Raw genomic sequence first — 21,104 nt, 5'->3', positions numbered from 1 at the left:
TCTATTACGCTGATTGCATCAGCTTTTATAGCCCTACTCAACTGTGCGGAGGTGGGACGACGAAACCGAATTCTAACGAATTACCGATTTCTGTCCCACTCTCATTTTACACGGTAAAAAACGTCTGGGTGCTCTGAGATACCTTGGGCAATAATGAAGCGATCTCGACTGCTATCAGTCGGATCCTGCCCGCTAACAGTCTCTCCTGCTGGCAGCTTTTTCCCTGCTGGAATAATAGATAGGGCAGCACCTGTAAGATTATGCCAACGAATATTTGTGCGATAAATTCCATTTTCATCCAGACCAGCGTAAACCAGCTCCAACTTGGCAACATCTGATACAAGTCCCTTGGCATCAAAGGTATAAGTGACGCCATTGGCATCCCGCCAAGTACCAGCCATGCTAGAAAAGTCCCCAGAAGCAATGGCCTGCATATCTAAACTAGAGGTAGCGGCAGACTCTTTTTCCCCCTTGCTTTCTGACTTAGCAGAAGACTCCTTAGTTGCTGGCTCCGAAGGTTCTTGACTGTTTTCCTGACCGCTAGAAATAGAAGTGTCCGAACTACTTGTTTCGGTAGAAAGCTCTGTCGAACTTTTGCGCGTCTCAGACTTTTTGGAAGGAGCCGAGCTGGTCGAGCTGACCTTAGAAATGCTAGAAGGCGATGTCGGTTTTTCTTTCTTTTGACCGCAGGCCACTAACACAGACGATGCCAGCAGAGTTCCAGCCAAGAGAATCATCCATTTTTTCATCTTTAGCACCTCGCAATATTTTCCTGTTATTGTAACATTATTGTAACATAAATATAGCTTTTTAGAAAGCAAAAACCAGCTCGAAAGCTGGCTTATCTTATTGAATTTTTTTCAACATATTGTCGATATGCTGGATGGATTTTTCACGGCCTAATAGATAGATGGTATCTGGCAATTCTGGACCGTGCATTTCACCAGAAACAGCGATACGAATTGGCATGAAGAGGTTCTTGCCCTTGATACCTGTCTCTTTTTGGACTGCTTTGATTTGTGGGAAGATGTTTTCTGTCACAAATTCTTCATCTGTCATTGCTTCCAGTTTTGCTTTGAAAGCTTCCAAAACGACTGGAACTGTTTCGCCGGTCATCACTTCTTTCTCTGCTTCCGTCAATTCTGGGAAATCTGAGAAGAAAAGGTCTGTCAATGGAACGATTTCATCCACTGATTTCATTTGTGGTTTGTAGAGTTCAACCATTTTCTCAGCCTTGTCGGTCAAGCGTCCTGCTTCTTCCAAGAATGGTTTTGCCATTTCAAAGATTGTCTCAAAATCCGCATTCTTGATATACTCATTGCTCATCCAGTCCATCTTTTTCTGGTCAAAGGCCGCTGGAGATTTGCTGAGACGGTTTTCATCGAAGAGTTTGATGAGTTCTTCACGAGAGAAAATTTCGTCTTCCCCACCAGGATTCCAACCAAGAAGTGCAATAAAGTTAAAGACTGCTTCTGGTAGGTAGCCCTTTTTGCGGTAGTCTTCGATAAACTGGAGAGTGTTGGTATCGCGTTTAGACAACTTTTTACCAGTTTCAGAATTGATAATCAGGGTCATGTGGCCAAACTCTGGTGCTTCCCAACCAAGCGCTTCATAAACCATAAGCTGTTTTGGAGTGTTGGCAATGTGGTCGTCTCCACGGATAACGTGAGAGATTTGCATATCGTGGTCATCGATGACAACGGCAAAGTTGTAAGTTGGGTAACCATCTTTCTTTTGGATCACCCAGTCACCACCGATATTGCCACCTTCAAACTCAATATCACCCTTAACCATGTCCGTCCACTTGTAGATACCAGCTTCATTGACAGCCAGACGAACCGTTGGAATGATACCTGCTGCTTCACGTTCTGCGATGTAAGCTGCTTTTTCATCTTCGCTCATGCCAAGGTATTCGTTGATGTAGCGAGGTGTTTCACCAGCTGCTTCTTGGCGCTCGCGCTCAGCAGCCAATTCTTCTTCTGTAACGTAAGATTTGTAGGCCTTGCCTTCAGCTAGCAGTTGGTCGATGTATTTCTGATACAATTCCAAACGCTCTGATTGGCGGTAGTTTTCATGAGTTTCTGGACTTTCATCCCAGTCCATGCCCAACCAACGAAGGTTTTCAAGCTGTGAACGCTCCCCATCTTCGACATGGCGCTTGCGGTCAGTATCTTCGATACGGATGATAAATGTTCCGCCATGATGACGAGCATAAAGGTAGTTAAAGAGCGCCGTACGCGCATTTCCGATGTGTAAAAGCCCAGTTGGACTTGGTGCATAACGCACTCGAATATCTTTTGTCAATTTTCGATCTCCTATTTGGGAATAGCAGGAGTGTCTTGCCCCTGCTTTCGTATTCAAACGTTATTATTATATCACATTCTCAACCCAGAATCTGCTGAATCGTATGATTTTTTAAGACAGTCTTTCTTCGAGGACAAAGTCAATCGGCAGCCAAGCTAAGACCCGCTCCAATTGCTTTTCCCAGTAGTACCATTCGTGCTTACCAGGACTGTGACTATAGCTAATATCCAGACCTAGCTTTTTCAAATTTTCCACGGCATGGTTATTGGCCGCATAGAGGAAATCCTCCTCACCGCACCAAGCCCAAAACTTAGTTTTTCCATCCGACTGCTTGGCCAAGGTTTCCAGTGAATAAGGGCTGCTGGTCCAGTCTTTATAGTCTCCAAAAATCCCTCGCCAGTAGGCTGGTGTTGCTATTTCAACATCATCTGGATGACTATCAAGAAAGCTCAAAGCCCCTGAAAGACTAGCTGCGCATGAAAAACGGTTAGACTTGAGAGCCAGCTTAAAGGCTCCGTATCCGCCCATGGAAAGACCAGCGATAAAATTCTTCTCCCGCTTGTCAGACATATTGGGGAAAAAGCGCTTGAGCACCCGTGGTAGCTCTTCAGCGATGGCTTCGTAATAGTTAAAACCGTATTGAGTATCGGTGTACCAGCCATTGCTGGTATTCGGCATGACAACAATCAGATTAGTCGAGCGAACCAGACGTTCGATATTTGAGCGCTTAAGCCAGCTATTGTGATTACCGTTCATACCATGAAGCAGATACAAAACAGGAATATCCTTATCATCTGGCTTGTCCACGCGCGACGCATCTGGATAGAGAACATTGACTCCCCACTCCATCTCCAAGGCTTCTGAATAATATTCTATCTGCATCACTGCCATCTTTTTTCTCCTCTTGTAAAAACTACTGTTCTTGACTAGGCAGCACAGCCAGCCACACTCTGAAAGCAAAGCCTGTTCTGCGACCGCCAAAAGATAAGAAAAAGCCGATATTCGACTTTCTCTCTGCAAAATACTGGGAAAGTTGCTCCCTCGAGTGACTCTAGCGAACTTCCATGACAACTGGAAGAATAGCCGGCCGTCGTTTGGTTTGTTCGAAGAGGAACTTGGCCAAACTATCACGAACTGCTCCCTTGAGCTCGCCCCAGTCAAAGCTTTCCTGAGCCAGATAGTCTTCCACTGTCTTATTGATCAGGTCAGTACTCTCCCGCAGGATGTCACGGCTCTTCTTGACATAGACAAATCCACGAGTATGAACCTTGGCTTTGGAAATGATTTTCTTCTCCTTACGATTGACCGTGAGTGCCACGATGAAGATGCCGTCTTCAGAGAGGACCTTACGATCACGCAGGACGATATTGCCCACATCACCGATGGCATTTCCATCAATCATGACATCGCCTGCTGACACTGCTCCAGCTGGCACAAAGTCGCCATTTTCGTAGGCCATGATGCTGCCACGCTTAGGTATCAAGATATTTTCTGGTAAAATCCCGACTTCCATGGCTGCCTTGGCATGGGCGTCCAGACCACGATACTCTCCCTGAATCGGGAAGAGGTACTTGGGTTGCAGTAAGTTGAGCATGAGCTGCAAGTCACGCGCATTGGCATGGCCAGATACACGCAAGTTTTGGGTAATCAGCTTGACCACGCCACCAGCTTGGTAAATCATGTTTTCTACACGCGCTACGACTGCTTCCTTGGCAATAGATGGCGTTGTAACGATGTAAACCAAGTCTCCGTCTTTGATTTCTACATAGCGGTGACGACCGATGGACATCTTGCGCAGACCGTTAATGGGCTCACCCATCCGACCCGTCTCCAAGATAATCAGCTCGTGGTCCTCAAACTTAGACATTTCCTTAGGTTTGATCAAAAGGCGCTCATCCGCCAAGGATAATTTCTTGAGGCGGATAGCCGTACGGACGATATTTTCAATATCAAAGCCTGTCAAAACGACACGACGACCTGTTTCTGCTGCAGCTTCAAAGACCTGCTGGATCCGAGACAGATTGCTGGCAACCGCTGCCACGATGACACGCCCATCCCAATCAGAAATCGTGTCCGTAATCTCACGGCCAACCTCGCTCTCACTAGCCACTTGCACAGTGCTGTCAGCGTTGGCTGAATCACTTAAGAGAGCTAAAACGCCCTCACGACCGATCTCAGCCAAACGGCCGAAATCTGTCGCATAAGACTCGCTGGCAGATTGGTCAAACTTGAAATCTCCCGTATAAACAATATTGCCTTCACGCGTCTTGACAACAACTCCCAGACTCTCTGGAATCGAGTGGGTCGTCCGGAAGAAAGAGACAACCGTTTCGCCAAATTCAATTTCTGTATTTTCATCGATAACATGAAAATCATTGAATTTCTTAACAGCGTCATTGTTTTTAACAAAGAGCTTAGCTAGCTCAATCGTCAATTCCGAACCAAAGACTGGTACCTTAGCTTCTGCCAAAAGATAGGGCAGTGCACCGATGGCATCCGCATGACCGTGAGTCAGAAAGACACCCGCAATTCGGTCTTTATTTTCAAACAAATAATCCATGTTGGGAATGACTACATCTACTCCCAACTGCTCATTTTCTGGATACTTGAGCCCAGCATCCAATACAAAAATGGAATCATCCACTTCGGCAACGTAGAGATTTTTCCCATTCTCGCGAACGCCACCCAAAGTAATCAGCTTAATCGTGCTTTTACTCATTTTTACTCCTATCGATTTTAGAATCTCCTTTATCAAAGATTCCTTGATTATATTACTAACGGTCCTTGGCAAGCCAAGTCGAATTACAGTTTTGCAAACAGAGTTTGCACATCTTAGTCATTATAGCATTTTTTCACGCTTTTTTCAAAACAAAGGAAACCTATAGAATGAGCAGCAAATCAAGAATAGTAGTTTGACACAGCAAGTCTCTGGTCACTTCTTCCTTCCTAATTCAAAATGCGAAGAAAGGCACCTCCCAGTTTCATTTTAGAAGATAGCTTTTAGGAGCTAGATCTACTCACAAGATAAAAAATAATAGAACCTAGTCTGAGACTAAATTCTATTATCCGAGCGGAATTCCCTATACTGATCTCCTAATATCGATTAGAAGATTAGTTGGGAAACTGCCCTATCTTATATAGGCTGAATGGATGAACAGACTTACTTAAAGCCATTGTTCTGGCTTAATTCTTTGAACCAGTGCCCTGATTTTTTGATCGTCCGTTCTTGGGTTTCTAGATTGAGCTCAATCAAGCCATAGCGGTTCTTATAGCTATTGAGCCAAGACCAACAATCGATAAAGGTCCACATGAGGTAACCTGTACAGTTGGCCCCGTCCTGGATGGCACGATGAAGCTGGCGCAGATGGCCTTTAACAAAGTCAATCCGATAATCGTCTTGAATCATGCCATTTTCACGGAATTTCTCTTCACCCTCGACACCCATACCATTTTCCGTCAGCATCCACTCAATATTGCCATAGTTTTCCTTGATGTTCTGCGCAATATCGTAGATTCCTTGCTCATAAATTTCCCAGCCACGGTGAGGGTTAATCTTGCGACCAAGCATGACATAAGGCTCATAGAAATGATCGGGCAGAAGAGGTGACTCTGGATGCTTCAAATACTTGGGCGCCGCAACCCGCAGAGGCTGATAATAATTGACTCCCAAAAAGTCTACTGTATTTTCCCGAATAGCCTGCAATTGCTCCTCAGTCGTAGCCGGCAAAAGATCATGCTCGCGCAAAAGATCGACCAGCTCTGCTGGATAATGCCCCAAAACAGATGGATCCAAGAAAGACTTGGCTTGGAAAAGCTCGGCAATGCGAGCCGCCTTCAAGTCCGCCGGATGCTGGCTGCGCGGATATGCAGGTGTCAGATTTAGGATAATGCCGATTTTGTAGTCTGCTCCAACCTCATGACAGACTTTCACTGCTAAAGAACTAGCTAGTTGGGTATGATAAGCCACCTTAACCGCAGCCCGAGCGTCCACTTTATTAGGATAATGTCCATCGTAGAAATAGCCAAACTCAACTGGTACGATAGGCTCGTTAAAAGTCACCCACTGATCCACCAAGTCACCGTAGCTTTCAAAGCAGAAACGGGCATAATCTACATAAGCATGGACTGTATCTAAGCTCTCCCAGCCTTCTTGTGCTTCCTGCAAGGCAAAGGGCAGGTCAAAATGATAAAGATTGACAATCAAGCGAATGCCCTTGGCCTTGATTCTTTCAAAGACCTTGCGGTAGAAGTCAACACCAACCTGATTAACCGGACCACGACCATCTGGAAAAATCCGTGACCATTGGATAGAGGTCCGAAAGGCCGTGTGGCCTGTTTCGACTAAAAGATCGATATCTTGCTCCCAATTTTCATAAAAAGTAGATGCCTTGTCAGGACCAATTTCGTTATAGAAACGATGGGGTTCTTGGCTAAACCAGTAGTCCCAAAGGTTGTCTCCCTTTCCATCTCCTGAAATCCGACCTTCTGTTTGCGGACCCGATGTAGAAGATCCCCAGACGAAATCTTTTGGAAATTGAATCATATTTTATTTACCTCTCGATTTATCTTTACATTTCATTATATAAAGACCTTCTGCAAAAAGAAAGCAACAGTCTATTCAAATTTCTCTACTGATTAAAGACATTTTTGATTTGGAGGACTAAAAGTTCATTCAAAAAACGCAGACAAATTGTCTACGTTTCATTATTTTTATCGATTAATAAACTGTTTTCTCTGTTTCGAAATCAAAGAAATGCGCCTTGTTTAGATCAAAGCCAAGGTCAATCCCTTCACCTGTTTCTGAGTAGTCACGAGCATCTACCCGCGCGATAAACTCGCTATCGCCAACTTGGCAGTAAAGGTGAGACTCAGAACCCAAAAGCTCAGAGACAGAAATGGTCGCATGAACCACAGAGTCTGGGAAGGTCTCTAAGAAGGCAGGTTCTGTATTAATGTCTTCTGGACGAATACCAAAGATCAACTTCTTGCCGTCATAACCCTTCTCACGCAGAACCTTTAGTGTTCCTTCTGGCACGGTCAAACGCAAGCCAGAAGCAACGATTTCATTCCCCTCAAGTGTCACAGTGATAAAGTTCATGGCTGGGCTACCAATGAAGCCCGCCACAAACTTGTTGACTGGATTTCTGTAAACTTCCTGTGGACTACCGATCTGCTCTACTCGACCAATAGTCCCAGTTCCAGCAGGGTTCTTGGTTGCTGACATGATAACAATCCGGTCAGCCAGCGTCATCGCTTCTGTCTGGTCATGGGTAACGTAAATGGTTGTTGCTCCGATACGGCGATGGATTTTGGCAATCTCAGCCCGCATGGACACCCGCAGCTTCGCATCCAAGTTTGACAGAGGCTCGTCCATTAGGAAAACCTTTGCATCACGCACGATAGCGCGACCCATGGCAACACGCTGACGTTGACCACCTGACAAGTCCGCTGGCTTACGATCCAAGAATTCTTTCAAACCAAGGATTTCAGCTGCTTCTTGCACCCGTTTGTCGATATCTTCCTTGCTATACTTGCGCAATTTGAGCCCGAAAGCCATGTTGTCATAGACTGTCATGTGTGGATAGAGGGCATAGTTCTGGAAGACCATGGCGATATCGCGGTCTTTAGGCGCCACGTCATTGACCACTTTACCATCAATCGACGCTGTTCCTTCTGTGATATCCTCAAGACCCGCAATCATACGCAGCGTTGTGGATTTCCCACATCCTGACGGACCGACGAAAACGATAAACTCCTTGTCCTTAATGTCCAAATTAAAGTCTTCAACAGAATAGTGCTCACTATTTGGATACTTCTTATAAATATTTTTTAGATTTAATTCAACCATAAGCTTCTCCTAACTCCTTTACCATATTGTAAGTTCTTTCTGCTTGATTATATCACGAATAGCAAGCCCTCACACTGACTCTTCTATATCTTTTTTTCTACTTTTTTTAGCATTCGATAAAAAAGAAATGGAGAGGTGGTCGCTTTATTGATTTCATCAGTCGACTTGCTTCCGATAGGCCTTAGGAGATTTGCCACATAACTTCCGAAAGACTTTATAAAAATATCCAACATTGCTATATCCAACTGCATAACAAACATCTTCTATACTGTCATTTTTTGCGAGCAGAAGCTGCTGGGCAGCCTTGATGCGCTGCTTATTTAGCAACTCTGCAAAAGTAGAATTCGTTTCACGCTTGATCAGCTGCCCTAAATAAACTGGATTGATATAGAGTTCCTTGCTGATATCTTTTAGGGATAAATCTTTTTGATAATCACGACCAATCACTTCCAAGACATTAGCAACATTCTCATTCATTCGATACTGAGCGAACAAATCTGAGAGCTGAGCCTTCAGATAATCCAACAAATCTTCGAAGGTATTCGTGCTTTCAATCTTTTTGATAATGCTTGTCATATCGTCTGGTTTCAAATGCTGAAACAGATGGTAAACATCCATGATAAACTGAATAAATAACTGCTTGGTAATTGAAACTTCAGGAGTATTTTGCAGCACGATATCTTTAAGCAAGTCCAATTCGTCCAAAATCTGACCAATATTTCCTTGGATAATCACGCGATACATGGGCTCATAATAGCTAAAAAGCGGATTGGTTTCTTGCAAGCTAACCGTTCCATAAAAAAGACTTTTTTCTAGATTGAGCTTGAAATTCTGAAGTCGTCGTTTATAGGGAGCTGTAAATTCTTCCAGATAGAGCGCCTCTTCCTTTTGCGAAGACAAAAACAAATAGCCTGTCTGCCCTAAAATACTATAAGGAACTGAAACCGGCCCTTTTTCTTGAGTAGCTGCTCCCATCCAAACACTATTGAAGGATTTGAGATAAGTAGCTATCTCATCTTCACTTGTCTCTTCTTTAAAAATCAGCTCTAGTTGATTATTGGAAGAACGGTCAAATTCCTTTTCCAATTTTTCTAGGATTGCTGCCAGTTCGACCTTATCGACTGGCTTCACCAGATAATCTGCCACCTGCAAATTGAGGGCCGTTTTGACATATTCAAATTCTTGATAACCTGAGAGGATGATAAAAGCTGCATTAGGCAGGGAATTCTTCATCTGCTCAATCATCTGCAAGCCATTCATCCCTGGCATATTGACATCGGTGATGACCAAATCAATAGGATTATCCTTAATATAGGCGAGGGCCGTCTCTGCATCATTTGCCGTAGCTACGACCTGCATCTTCCACTTTTCAAAAGGAATCAGCACTTTCAAGCCTTCTGTGATCATGTATTCATCATCGACTAGTAATACTCTGTACATCGTTTTTCTATTCATCCTTAATTTCTATAATGTAGGTTACTCCCTGATCCGTTTGAGATTTCAGTTGGATACTGTAGCGGTCACCAAAAAAGAGCAAGAAGCGTTCATGAATATTCCGAATACCAATAGATGTCCGCTGCTCTCGATTCTGAGCATCCATAAGCTCTCGGCTGGCTAGTATCTCTTGAATCTCAGCCAGACGTTCAGCTGGGATGCCTCGACCATTGTCTTGGATCATCAGCCTTACAGCGCCGTCTATCTTTTGAGCCTTGACACTGATGACATTGTCCTGCCTGCGATAATCGATACCATGAGCAAAGTAATTTTCAATCAGTGGCTGAATACTGAACTTAGGAATCATCATTTCTTCCAAACCTTCTTCAATTTTGAAACCATAGGCCACTGATTTGGGATGCCGAACCATGCAAAGATAGCTATATTTCCGGCAGAATTCCAATTCATTTTTCAAACTACTTCTGGATTCATCTGAGATATTATTTCTCAGCAAACTGCTAAATTCGTAGATAATATCTGCCAATTCTTCCTGATGCTGCATGACCGCATACATCCTGATAAATTCCAAGGTGTTGTACATAAAATGAGGATTAATTTGCGCCTGCAGAGCCCTCATGTTGGCATCTTTTTGGCTAATCTCCAAACGGTAAATATCCCGAATACTCTTATCCATACTATCCAACATGGTATTGGTCGTTGTCGCAATCAGAAGCAGCTCCTGCTCCTTAGTCTCTGTCGCAATACGCTTCTGATTATCACCATCTGTGATGAGATGAAGCGTATCCACAATATCAACAACCTGCCTTTGGTAATTGAGAAAAATCCTCTGCAAAGCAGCATATAAAACTCCAACCAAAATCAGACCAGAAAAAATGATCAAACCCGTGCTGAAAACCGTCTTCTCTATCACATAATGCGCAGGCACTGCTGTCTGGACAGTGTAATTGTAGATAGTTTCTTTTTTGATCCAATCATTTTGGCCAATTCCTTTTGTATCACCAAAATGCAGAATTTCTTTTTTGTAAGGCGAAATCACACTGAGAGCGAGTGGAACATCGCCCCGCGTATTATCGACAACCTTGTTGAAGACCTCCCCATCAATCCGAATGTAAATCGTTCCGATGACTTGATCGACTGTCTTATCATAAATCGCAATTGGAAAGGCATCGCGCGCAGGTCTAAATTCCTCAGCAGGAAGCTGTTTGCCACCTCTCGCTTGCCTTGTGGAAACAAAAACAGTTTTGTAATCATTTAAAGCAATGTCAATGCCTGTAACAAATTCATTTTCAACATAAATATCATTGATATTTTGATGGAGGGATACTTGAACATAAGTAGGTACATCCGCTGATAAGCGCCAGCTAGCGTACTCAGAAGGGCTCATGATAAAGTAGTTATAAACACCGTCCAATTTTGCTCGATTTTCAACTAAACTTTGAGCCAGTTGATTCGCTCGGCGGTTGTAATAATCCACTTCGTCAGCCAATCGAGTCACTGCTTGTTGCGCAATCTGCTCAGTTTCCTTATAACGACTATGCCAATCAGAATAAGATAAAATGAGACCCAAACATCCCACAATAGCCACCATAATGACAGCATAGACTTTTAGTAACGAATGGAGCCAAAATTTCTTCATGGTTTTTCTGTTATCAACTTAGCCTGAATGGTTTGGTAAATTGGGTCTAGAACATCACTAAGAAAAAAATGCCAAAGCCCAATAAAAGCAAAGAAGAGTAAAGCCGGCATAAAGTAGCTGGCAATCAATAGCAAGATTGTCCCTAATAAAAGTTTCAACATGGCTGAAATATTAAGAAAAACGCCAATCAAAGATAATTTCAAGCTATTTTTATAAGAAAACTCAAAAAAGACCTGCAATTTCAGATAGACTGCGTATACTGCTGGTGCCAAAAGCAAAAAGAGCAGATTTGCTATCGTCAATAAAAGGTAGAAAATAGTTTGGTGAGGAAGCTGGATAAGGAGATAAATCCCATAAGATAAAAGAGCCTGCACTACAAGCAAAGTGAAAAATACTTTGTTTGTAGCAAGGAAATTTTCTTTAAATAGATCCCACGCTTCCTTCCAGTGATATTTTTTATAGTCATAGCGATATTGCTGGAACAAAGTCATGAGCACACAACCGGCTGGAGCAAGTCCAAAAACAAGACCTCCACACAGAGCCAATACCCAAAAAATTGCGGATGCAAGCATAGCCATATAAACTCGTTGAAAAATCCACTCAACTAATTTTCCCATCGTTTTTCCTTTCTGCTGGTCAAATTTCCACACATTCTAAAATTATAACACATTTTAACCGTTTACAAAAATTCCTATCACCCCAAAAAAGAAAAATCCTCCCCAAAACGAGACGAGGAGGATTCATCATGTTGCTTATTTCTTAGAAGCAAGGAATTCGTCGTATTGTTTTTGCATTTCTTTCAATACTTTATCATATGCTCCTTCAGATTTCAGTTTGTCCATCATCTTAGGAATTTCAACATCAGGATCAACTGTACCAGTGTTGATAGCAGTGTCGTATTCTTTCATTGTATTTGTAATGCTAGATACTTCTGCTTTAACTGGGTCTACATTGAAGTTAAATCCAAGAGCAGGTGACTCTTGTGCTTCTGCAAGAATCTTCTTAGAATCTTCGATTTGTTGATCTGTTACGTTTTCATTGATGTAAAGAATCCAGTTGTTACCTGTGTTCCAGCCAGACATGTGGGTATTACCATTGTAGGCTTTCAAAGTACGAACGCGGTTTTCTTTACCTTCAACTTTTTCCCAGTTTTCGCCTTCTGGACCATATACAAGGCCGTTCAGCAATTCAGGATTTGTGTTAAGCAAAGTCAACAATTCCATGGATTTTTCTTTGTTCTTAGAGTTGTTTGAGATAACGAAGTTCGCTACTTGAGTAGTTTGGCTCTTCTTGTAGTTCTTAGTCAGTTGGCTGATTTCGATCTTACGGTTAGCTACACGAGAAAGCAAGCTATTACCATAGTCAGCAGGTCCTACTGTTTCTTCGCGAACGAACCAAGAATCTTCAGACAATTGATAAGCAGTATCGCTAGTTGCTACATCTTTTGGAATATAGCCTGCTTGATAGTACTTATGGATGGTTCTGAGGCTATCCAAGAAGCGAGGAACTTCATAACGGTTTACAATCTTAGTTGTATCGCCTTCCAAGTCAATAACGAAAGGAAGTCCGTTCGTTACAGGATAATCAAAGTTATCAGATGGGATAAAGTTCTTACCGATAGCGAAAGGAACAACTTTTGGATCTTTTTCTTTAGCAGCTTTCAAAACTGGTTCCAAATCTTGGTAAGAATGGATATTTGAAATATCGCTGATACCATATTTTTCAAGAAGTGGTCCGTTGAAGGCAAAGTTTTGTGAAGAAGTCACATTGGCATTAACTGGAACAGCATAGATTTTACCGTTTACAGTGTTTCCTTTGATGTAAGCTGGGTCTAAAGAATCGTAAAGTTTTTTACCTTCTTTTTTGTAGAGCTCAGTCAAGTCAGCATAAGCACCTTTTTGGGCATTGATGACATAGTTTTGAGCGAAGGCGATATCGTAGTTTTCACCTGATGAAGTGATAACGTTCATTTTTTGTTCGTAGTCACCCCAACCGATGTATTCGATATCCAACTTAGCATCGATTTCTTTGCCGATAATCTTGTTAGCATTTTCGAGCAATTTGTCCAAATTATCTGGTTTATCACCGATTTGGTACATTTTGATAACCGTCTTACCATCATCCGTTTTAGATGACTTTTGGTTGTTACCAGTAAGACTACCGCAGCCTGCTAGGAGGCCTGAGAAAGCCAAGAAGCTAGCAGAAGCTAGAGCATATTTTTTCCAATTTTTCATAGAAAAATCTCCTTTTAATTTTTTATATACAAATTTAATAATGTGAGTTTTTAATGCTACCAGTAAAAACTCTGAGACTAAAGGGGCAAGCTATTCTTTGACGCCTCCGATAGTCAATCCCTTAACAAAGTAACGTTGGAAGAATGGATAGACGCAAGCGATTGGCAAGGTTGCAATTACGACCATAGCCATACGACCAGACTCTTTAGGTAGAGATCCTGTCAAGCCTGCAAGCTGAGCACTCGCTCCCGCACTCTTAGACAAGTAGTCCATATTTTGCTGAATCTTCATCAGCAAATATTGAAGGGGAACTAAGTTGTCACTGCGAATGTAGAGCAGGGCATTAAACCAATCGTTCCAATAAGCAAGGGCAGTGAAGAGTGTAATTGTAGCGATACCTGGAAGAGATAGTGGCAAGCAGATTTGGAAGAAAATCCGAGTCTCGCTGGCACCATCAATCTTAGCGGATTCAATAATCGCTTCTGGGATCGTTCTCTTGAAGAAAGTTCTCATCAGAATGATATTGAAAGGACTAAGCAGTAGCGGTAAAATCAAAGCCCACACTGTATCTCCTAAACCAAGCAAGTTGGTCATAACGATGTAAGTTGGAATCATCCCTGCTTGGAAGAGCATACTTGCCATTGCAAACAAGGTAAAGAAGCGTTTGAATTTAAAACTGCGACGTGAGATAGCGTAGGCATAAGTTGTTGTGAAGAAAACATTCAAACTAGTGCCCACTACCGTAATCACTACTGTCACAAAGAGTGACTGTAAGAGCTGATCTTTCAAGCCAAATAAGAATTCATAGCCCGCTAGACTGAACTGTGACGGCCAAAAGGCAAAACCATTATGAACCAAACTGCTTTCATCCGTCAGCGAGATGATGATGACAAAGAAGAAAGGCAGAACACAGGAAAGCGAGAAGATGGCAATCAAGATGTTAAAGAAAAAATCGGCTTTTTTACTAAAGGAGTGAATTCCCACATTATCGACTTTTTCTTTTTGAATTTTTGGGGATTTCATAAGTTCCTCCTTCTAAAAGAGAGCAGATTCTTTATCAATTCTGCGGACAATCAGATTGCTGACGATCACGAGGATACAGCCCACAACTGATTGATAGAGACCCGCAGCTGAAGCCATCCCGATATCACCTGTACCGGTCAATCCACGATAGACATATGTATCCAAGACGTTGGTTACGCTAAAGAGTGATCCTGAATTATGCGGAACAGTATAGAACAAGCCAAAGTCCGCTCGGAAGATATTTCCGACTGCTAGAATGGTCAATACTGTGATAAGAGAAGCCAAAGATGGCAATGTGATATTCCGGATACGCTGCCATTTTGTAGCACCGTCTACCGTTGCTGCCTCATAGTAAGTCGGATCAATACCCATGATACTCGCATAGTACAAAATACTACTGTAGCCTAATCCCTTCCAGATACCAATGAAAAGGATGAAGGCTGGCCAGAAGGAGACCACTGTATAAAAGTTGATATTCGGATTGTGCAATAAATTGTTCAGCAAGCCCTTGCCAGGGTTCAAGAAAGCATCTACGAAGAAACTAATAATAACCCAAGAAAGGAAATACGGGAACAGCATGGTTGTCTGATAAATCTTTACCATCTTTTTCGAACGAAGTTCACTAAAGATAATGGCAATTCCGACAGAGAAAATCAATCCTAAAATGATGAAACCACCATTATAAAGAATGGTATTTCGTGTAATCGTATAGGCATCCTTGGAATTAAATAAGAACTTGAAGTTATTGAATCCCACCCATTCACTGCTCATAAGGCTATGGATGAATCCTTCACCACTTAGTTTAAAATTCTTAAATGCAACGACGTTTCCTAAAACTGGTATATAGAAGAACAAAACAAACCAAACAACTCCTGGTAAGACCATGAGCAAGAAAATAAAGTTTTCTTTCAGTGTTTTGATAACCTTATTCATTCAAATCTCCCTTTCTATTGTTTTGATATCGTTTTCATGTTTCTATTATATGCCTTTTTCTATTCTCATTTAAACTCCTAATTATAGAAAAAACTATACAAATTATTTATCTAATATACAGATAAAAAGTAGAGTAGGGACATGAAAATTTTGATCAAACAAAATAATTACGTTGTGTAAATCGTTGATGCTGTAGCGATGGTATGCCACTGGTTGGCTGTCGTGGCTGCAAAGTTCTTGTCTCCATAAAAGTCATTGAAAGGCAAGATTTCTTGCTCTAGTTCTTCTACAAAATCAAGCTGACCAGTCGTATATTGCTGCAGGCGTTCCTGCGCCCGTTTGATCCGCTTGAGCAGGCCTCCAAAACGGATATCAATGGTATCCAGTCCGAAAATTTTATTTTCTAGCTGCCATTGGCGACTGAATTGCTCGACAAAGTCTTCCACTTTTTGATAGAGCAAAGGCAAGTCTTTTTCAGCTAGTTCTGCCAAGCGATTCTTGTCTCCTGCGCCATAGGCTTCTTGAATGCCAGATGTGACGGCAATTTTCAAGGCCAAGAGCGCATTCAACTGAGCCTGAGTCTCAAAGAGATAACTATATTCACCAGCTTTGTGGCTGACTTCTTGCAAGGACTGAGCGGCAGCTTCAAAATGCTGGCCGTCCTCTTCAGGTCGGATATGGCGTTCCAGCAAAGGACAGAGAATATCTTGATAGAGGATATAACGATTTGGATTGATACCGCTGAGGTTTTCTGGCAAGCCTGGCAATAGATTGGCCAAGTCTACTTTCATAAAATCATCAACATCACGGCCTGTGCTCACCAAGAAATGCTCGGCTAATTTATCTAAATCATTTCGGTAGGCTAGTTCTGCCCAAATCTGCAGAGCAGGCAGGATTGAGAATTGTGAGGTTTCTCCTCCATTATCCCCCCAGCCAGTCACAATCACTTCCTTGACATGATTTTGGCGGCAGGCTTTATTAGCTTCGATAGCCACTAAGCGACTGAAATGATTGTGCGGTGTAAAGCCAATCCACTTCCAAGCACCGCCTGCAAAGGCAATGTCTTGACTGATTTTATGATGATTTTGGAAGTTGCGGTTGTATTTTTCTTCGCTATCTTGATAGTAATCCCAGTAAACCAAGGTCACACGGTCTTTGAGTTGATCCAGATAAACTCGAGTTTCCTCTGGGATTTCCACATCACGGTCATACTGGCCATCTGCTGACATGAGCTTGAAGAACATGTCGCTCCACATTTGACAGTGGAAACCGTACTTATCGGCGATATCCAGCACGCGTTCAAGGTGTTGGCACATGAGGAGACTGCGGTTTTGGAAACCATGCTGAATCAAATAACGTCCAAGACCGACCAAGTGGGCTTCGTCCATCCCGATATTTATCTTACGTGTGCGAAGCTGGGACATTGTCTTAAACATGCCTTCGATAAGGTCGTAGACCTTTTCTTCCCCAATCAGTAAGATATCCTCCACATCTCGAAGTTCCTGCACTTCCTTGACACCCCATTTGACAAAGGCTGACAAGTGGGCCAAGGTCTGGATACATGGTACAAAGGTCAAATCGAAATCTGCGGCATAAGCCTCAATCTCTTGCAATTCTGCAACAGTGTAGCGGCCTCTGAAATAGCCAAAATAGGGCTGGTCTTCTATCTCATAGGTATCTTCCATGTAAAGTTCAAAAGTGGAATACCCCATCAAGGCCAAGACTTCAATCATTTTCTTAGCCGAGTTCAGATTCAAGACGGCATTGCGAGAGCAGTCGGCCATATAGGCCAAGTCCTCATAGGCCGCTCTTTCCTCAATCTCCACCTCATCCTGCCCTGCTTTGAGAGCGGCAGATAAGAGGGCTAAAGCACGATAGAGCTGATGAGGCTTATGATAGCTGACTTGATAACGTCCCTGACAGCCTTCCACCTTGATTGATACGGCTGAGTTAGGAACAAGACTGACTTCAATCTCGCCCAAGTTCAAATATTTTCCTAAACGAGCAAGAGCCTTTTCTTGCTTGCTTGATAATCCTACAAATGTGGCCATTGGCCTTCCTCCTGTAACCAGTTTACTAAAGCGCCATAAAGATTAGCCTCCCCCTTGTAGGTACATGCTAAAATTTCTGGTGCCACCGAATACTCTTCATAACGTTCAACATAATAAGCAATCGCTGAGCGGACACCTTGGATGAAGTCTGGATTTTGGCTGATGGAGCCGCCTAGACTAATCACATCTGGATCGATGAGATACTGGATATTGAGCAAACCTTGTGCAAGATTGCGGTTCATCCGCTCGATGGCTTCTTGGCAAAGAGCATTTCCTGCCGCAGCCTCTTGGTAAATCTTGCGACCATCCCAGTCTGCCTGCCCTGATTTCTCGACCACGTAAGCTACCATGTTGCCAGTTGAGGCAAGTTGCGACCAGTTATTGAGTTTTTCAGCAGGTGCTAGGGTTGTCATATAGCCAAACTCCCCACCCAAACTGTGGCGACCACGATGAAGCTTGCCATTGATAATCATAGCTCCACCAATCCCAGTGCCAATGACCACGCAGGCTGCATTTTCCAGCTCTGGATGGGCCAAAAGTTCACTCAAACCAACACAGTTGGCATCATTTTCTAGACGGACTGGCAAACCATAAGAATCCAGCTTATCATACCAAGAAAAACCGTGAATATAAGGAACAGCGCTAATCCCACCAATGACTCCTGTCTCTCGGTCAACTGCCCCAGGCACACTCATAGCAACGCCTTGATAATCCCGCTTGGAAAGACAAGAATCCAGCCAAGCCAGCAAGTCATCTAAATTGTCTGGCGTAGCAATGTCTTTCTTTTCCAGTATCTCTCCTTCTTTGGACATAGCCGCAAACTTGATACCTGTACCGCCTATGTCAATTGTTGCAATAAGCATTTTTTCTCCTTTCTCTGTTTTCTAGAACTTGAAAGGCAATAGGGCAAGGAACTAAATGTTCAAGTATTTAGTCCATTGCCCTAGCCTCCTCTTTTTAATCGTTTTTCAAGAGCTCTGTACGAATTTCCTGTGGTCCTAAGATTCCATCCTTTTCTGGAAGCACTTCTTCCAAAAGGTTGACTAGAGTTTGGGAACCAGTTGTCACTTCTTGCTCCTCTTGGGTCATATTGTAGTAGCGAAGTACGCTTCCTGACTCGTCTTCCGCCACTTTAAAGGCTGTCGGGCAGATTTCTGCTAGGTTCAAAGCAGGGTGATCCAAGGCTTGTCCAACCGTTGCAACACTTCCTTCTTGTTTGGAAATTTGCAGAGCTGTCAACGGTGTTTGGAAGGCTTTGGCCCGACGGTAAGCAGCAAAACGCTCTTGTGGCTGGTGGCATTCCACCGTGTACTCGACTTGGAAGTCACGCAAGCACTGCGCTTCTGGTGTAGGGAAGTAGCCCCAGTCGCCCAGCTCACCAGTTGCTCGCAGAATCGTTACAGCAATCGTGTCATCACCTAAAATCTCGTATTCATTTAGACCCTTATTAGCAACTGTGACTGCTTTTTGGTCATCATAAAGACTGACGAAGGCTTGTTGGTGCTGTGGATTTTCTGGATTTTCCCATGAAGCAGCTGGTTGATTGTTGCGGCGAACCACTTCGTAAATGCTGTCTGAATCGTTGGTTTTACTGCTGTTGTGAGTTCTGAAAAGAAGGCGGATGCGGTGATCCTTAGCAGTATTGGTAAAGCAAGTCTTAAAGCGCAATTGTGGGCTGTCCGCAAAGACTGTCAACTCAGTTGTCAAGATCATAGTTGTCAATTCCGACGAACGGCCTGCTGAGCGCTTCATAAACTCAACAATGCCCTTTTGTTCTTGATCCAACAGTTCATCTGCACTTACTGGCAAGGTCAATTCATGGCTTAATTCCACCTTGGTATAGCGGGCATTGTTTTCTAACACCTTAACGCCAGCCAGTTTAGCATAGATTGGCTCTGTATTTTTGGGTTGGAAGTAGATATACTCATTTCCAATATCGCCCCGATCCTCAAAGCGGAGGAAGTCCTCATAGGCTTCATGGGTCGTCTTATCGTAGACGGTCAAGTCTTCATCAAAGCTGATAGTCACAAATGGAGTATCAATTACGCCATTGCGGTAGAGCCCTTCATGCTCTTCTTTTGCACCAGGAAGCAATTGGAAAGTTTTCCAAGCCAGAGGTGCTAGATGAACCGGCAACGTCACGCGTAACTGACGAGCGATATAAGCCTGACGGAAGCGGTCTTTTGGAAGATCATATTGGAAATGAGCTCCCAAATCTTCGATTTTGGCTTCAACATAACGACCATCCAAATCCTTCACAATCAAGTCTGGAATTGTCAATTCTGCCATTCTCCTATAGGCTTCTGTCGGATGTGCTTCCTTAAAATCACAGGTCGCAAAGGTCACATCCACAGAAACGGTATCAATTTTGTCATGGAGTCCAGTATTGACAACGGTGAAGAGTAGGTCGCTCTCAGCTTGGCGGCTATCTAGCTTTTGCTTCCATTCTTCCAGCAGGTTGCCTTTGACAAATTCGCCCACTTGATTGACCTTGGCGAAGCGGATCTCCATTTCGCGGTGAACTTCGTCAACACTGCAGCCACAAATACTATCGTGTGGAGCATTTTGCAAGAGGGTCTTCCAAGCATAAGTCAGCTGGTCTTTCTGATTGTGACCGCCTGTGATAACAGTCAGCGGCTCAACCACCTGCTCTAGCAAGTTACTGTTTTCTTGGAAAGCCTGCTTCAGATAGATGCGGGCTGAAGAAGTATTAGCCAAGGTGTACCAACCATCCGTTTCTTGGCTGGTCAATTCGCCTTGAACTGTTGACAGTTCCTCAGGCAGGGCCGCTTCCACAGCTTGCATATAATCATCAAAAGAACTGTGCACAAAGTTGATTTCTGGATAAAGCTCATTGGCTACTCGGATGGCTTGGCTGAGGTCACGCTGAACTGGCTGGTGGTCACAGCCGTTCATCATCAGCCATTGATTGGTAGAAGCATAGCTCTTCACATCAGCCAGCTTCTGCTCCCAGAAAACTCTCGCTTCTTCTGGATCTACTGGGATTTCATTCCCATTGCTATACCAGTTGGCAAAGAGAATGCCTAGAACTTTACTGCCATCGGCACCTTGCCAGTACATTTCAGAGTACTGAGAAGTGAATTGCTCGTCCTCTAAGACTTGGTTGTCAAAACCAATCGGCTTAACCCCACGGCCGAAAGCAGCTATATGAATGCCTGATTGCTGCAAGAGCTGAGGCGCCTGCCCCATATTTCCAAAAGTATCTGGGAAATAACCAATCTGAGTGGACTTGCCCCATTTCTTGCACTCTTGCTGACCAATCAAGGTATTGCGGACATTGGCTTCGCTAGAAATCAAATAATCATCCTGCAAGATATAGAAAGGTCCGATTTTCAGCTTGCCTTCATCAATATAGCGCTGCAGTTTGTCGCGATTTCCCGGGCAGATTTCCAAATAATCATCCAAGACAATGGTTTGCCCGTCTAGGTGGAAGCTTTTGAATTCTGGATCATGTTCAAACAAATCAAAGAGATTGTCAAAAAGCTCGACCAGCTGCATACGGTGGGATTCAAAGGGGAGATACCATTCGCGATCCCAGTGGCTGTGAGAAATGATATGTACAGTAATATTTTCCATTTTTGTTCCTCTACTTGTTAATT

General features: G+C 43.3%; 15 protein-coding genes. All 15 read right to left on the bottom strand.

Going from position 1 to position 21,104, the window contains the following annotated elements:
- Positions 1 to 101: 101 nt before the first annotated feature.
- The 15 genes from PAN94_RS01425 to PAN94_RS01355 all read right to left on the bottom strand — a co-directional run bounded on the left by PAN94_RS01425 (position 102) and on the right by PAN94_RS01355 (position 21,081).
- Positions 102 to 749 (bottom strand): DUF6287 domain-containing protein, encoded by a 648-nt coding sequence (locus PAN94_RS01425; protein ID WP_285874331.1) that lies wholly within the window; start codon positions 747 to 749, stop codon positions 102 to 104.
- A gap of 97 nt (positions 750 to 846) precedes the next feature.
- Positions 847 to 2,304, bottom strand: coding sequence for a glutamate--tRNA ligase (gltX, locus tag PAN94_RS01420; RefSeq protein ID WP_285874330.1), 1,458 nt, complete (start codon positions 2,302 to 2,304; stop codon positions 847 to 849).
- 111 nt (positions 2,305 to 2,415) lie between these two features.
- Entirely contained in the window at positions 2,416 to 3,195 is a 780-nt protein-coding gene (locus PAN94_RS01415) for an alpha/beta hydrolase (RefSeq protein ID WP_285874329.1), read from the bottom strand.
- A 160-nt stretch (positions 3,196 to 3,355) separates the two neighbouring features.
- Complete coding sequence (locus tag PAN94_RS01410) at positions 3,356 to 5,023, bottom strand: ribonuclease J (protein ID WP_285874328.1); 1,668 nt, start codon at positions 5,021 to 5,023, stop codon at positions 3,356 to 3,358.
- Between the two features lie 441 nt (positions 5,024 to 5,464).
- Positions 5,465 to 6,847 (bottom strand): 6-phospho-beta-glucosidase GmuD, encoded by a 1,383-nt coding sequence (gene gmuD / locus PAN94_RS01405; protein WP_285874327.1) that lies wholly within the window; start codon positions 6,845 to 6,847, stop codon positions 5,465 to 5,467.
- A 174-nt stretch (positions 6,848 to 7,021) separates the two neighbouring features.
- Positions 7,022 to 8,152: an ABC transporter ATP-binding protein gene (locus PAN94_RS01400; RefSeq protein WP_125370913.1), complete on the bottom strand. Its 1,131-nt coding sequence runs from the start codon at positions 8,150 to 8,152 to the stop codon at positions 7,022 to 7,024.
- A gap of 156 nt (positions 8,153 to 8,308) precedes the next feature.
- Positions 8,309 to 9,592: a response regulator transcription factor gene (locus PAN94_RS01395; protein ID WP_285874326.1), complete on the bottom strand. Its 1,284-nt coding sequence runs from the start codon at positions 9,590 to 9,592 to the stop codon at positions 8,309 to 8,311.
- 7 nt (positions 9,593 to 9,599) lie between these two features.
- Positions 9,600 to 11,243 (bottom strand): sensor histidine kinase, encoded by a 1,644-nt coding sequence (locus tag PAN94_RS01390; protein WP_285874324.1) that lies wholly within the window; start codon positions 11,241 to 11,243, stop codon positions 9,600 to 9,602.
- On the bottom strand, positions 11,240 to 11,860 hold the full coding sequence (locus PAN94_RS01385; RefSeq protein WP_125405027.1) for a DUF624 domain-containing protein: 621 nt from the start codon (positions 11,858 to 11,860) through the stop codon (positions 11,240 to 11,242). Before PAN94_RS01385 ends, PAN94_RS01390 begins: the two co-directional genes overlap by 4 nt.
- A 135-nt stretch (positions 11,861 to 11,995) precedes the next feature.
- Entirely contained in the window at positions 11,996 to 13,477 is a 1,482-nt protein-coding gene (locus PAN94_RS01380; RefSeq protein ID WP_005591629.1) for an ABC transporter substrate-binding protein, read from the bottom strand.
- A gap of 90 nt (positions 13,478 to 13,567) precedes the next feature.
- Complete coding sequence (locus PAN94_RS01375) at positions 13,568 to 14,500, bottom strand: carbohydrate ABC transporter permease (protein WP_048766413.1); 933 nt, start codon at positions 14,498 to 14,500, stop codon at positions 13,568 to 13,570.
- Between the two features lie 12 nt (positions 14,501 to 14,512).
- The gene (locus PAN94_RS01370; RefSeq protein WP_045500458.1) at positions 14,513 to 15,433 is read right to left on the bottom strand and encodes an ABC transporter permease; all 921 of its coding nucleotides are present in this window, start codon (positions 15,431 to 15,433) and stop codon (positions 14,513 to 14,515) included.
- Positions 15,434 to 15,600: 167 nt separating this feature from the next.
- The gene (locus PAN94_RS01365) at positions 15,601 to 17,484 is read right to left on the bottom strand and encodes a beta-N-acetylhexosaminidase (RefSeq protein ID WP_285874323.1); all 1,884 of its coding nucleotides are present in this window, start codon (positions 17,482 to 17,484) and stop codon (positions 15,601 to 15,603) included.
- A complete protein-coding gene (locus PAN94_RS01360) occupies positions 17,469 to 18,347 on the bottom strand; it encodes an ROK family protein (protein WP_285874322.1) in 879 nt (292 codons plus the stop codon). The genes PAN94_RS01365 and PAN94_RS01360 overlap by 16 nt, the downstream gene beginning before the upstream one ends.
- A 94-nt stretch (positions 18,348 to 18,441) precedes the next feature.
- A complete protein-coding gene (locus PAN94_RS01355) occupies positions 18,442 to 21,081 on the bottom strand; it encodes an alpha-mannosidase (RefSeq protein WP_285874321.1) in 2,640 nt (879 codons plus the stop codon).
- Positions 21,082 to 21,104: the final 23 nt, after the last annotated feature.

It is taken from the genome of Streptococcus sp. SC1, assembly GCF_030272855.1.
GTDB lineage: Bacteria > Bacillota > Bacilli > Lactobacillales > Streptococcaceae > Streptococcus.
This window is presented reverse-complemented; position numbering and strand designations above follow the sequence as displayed.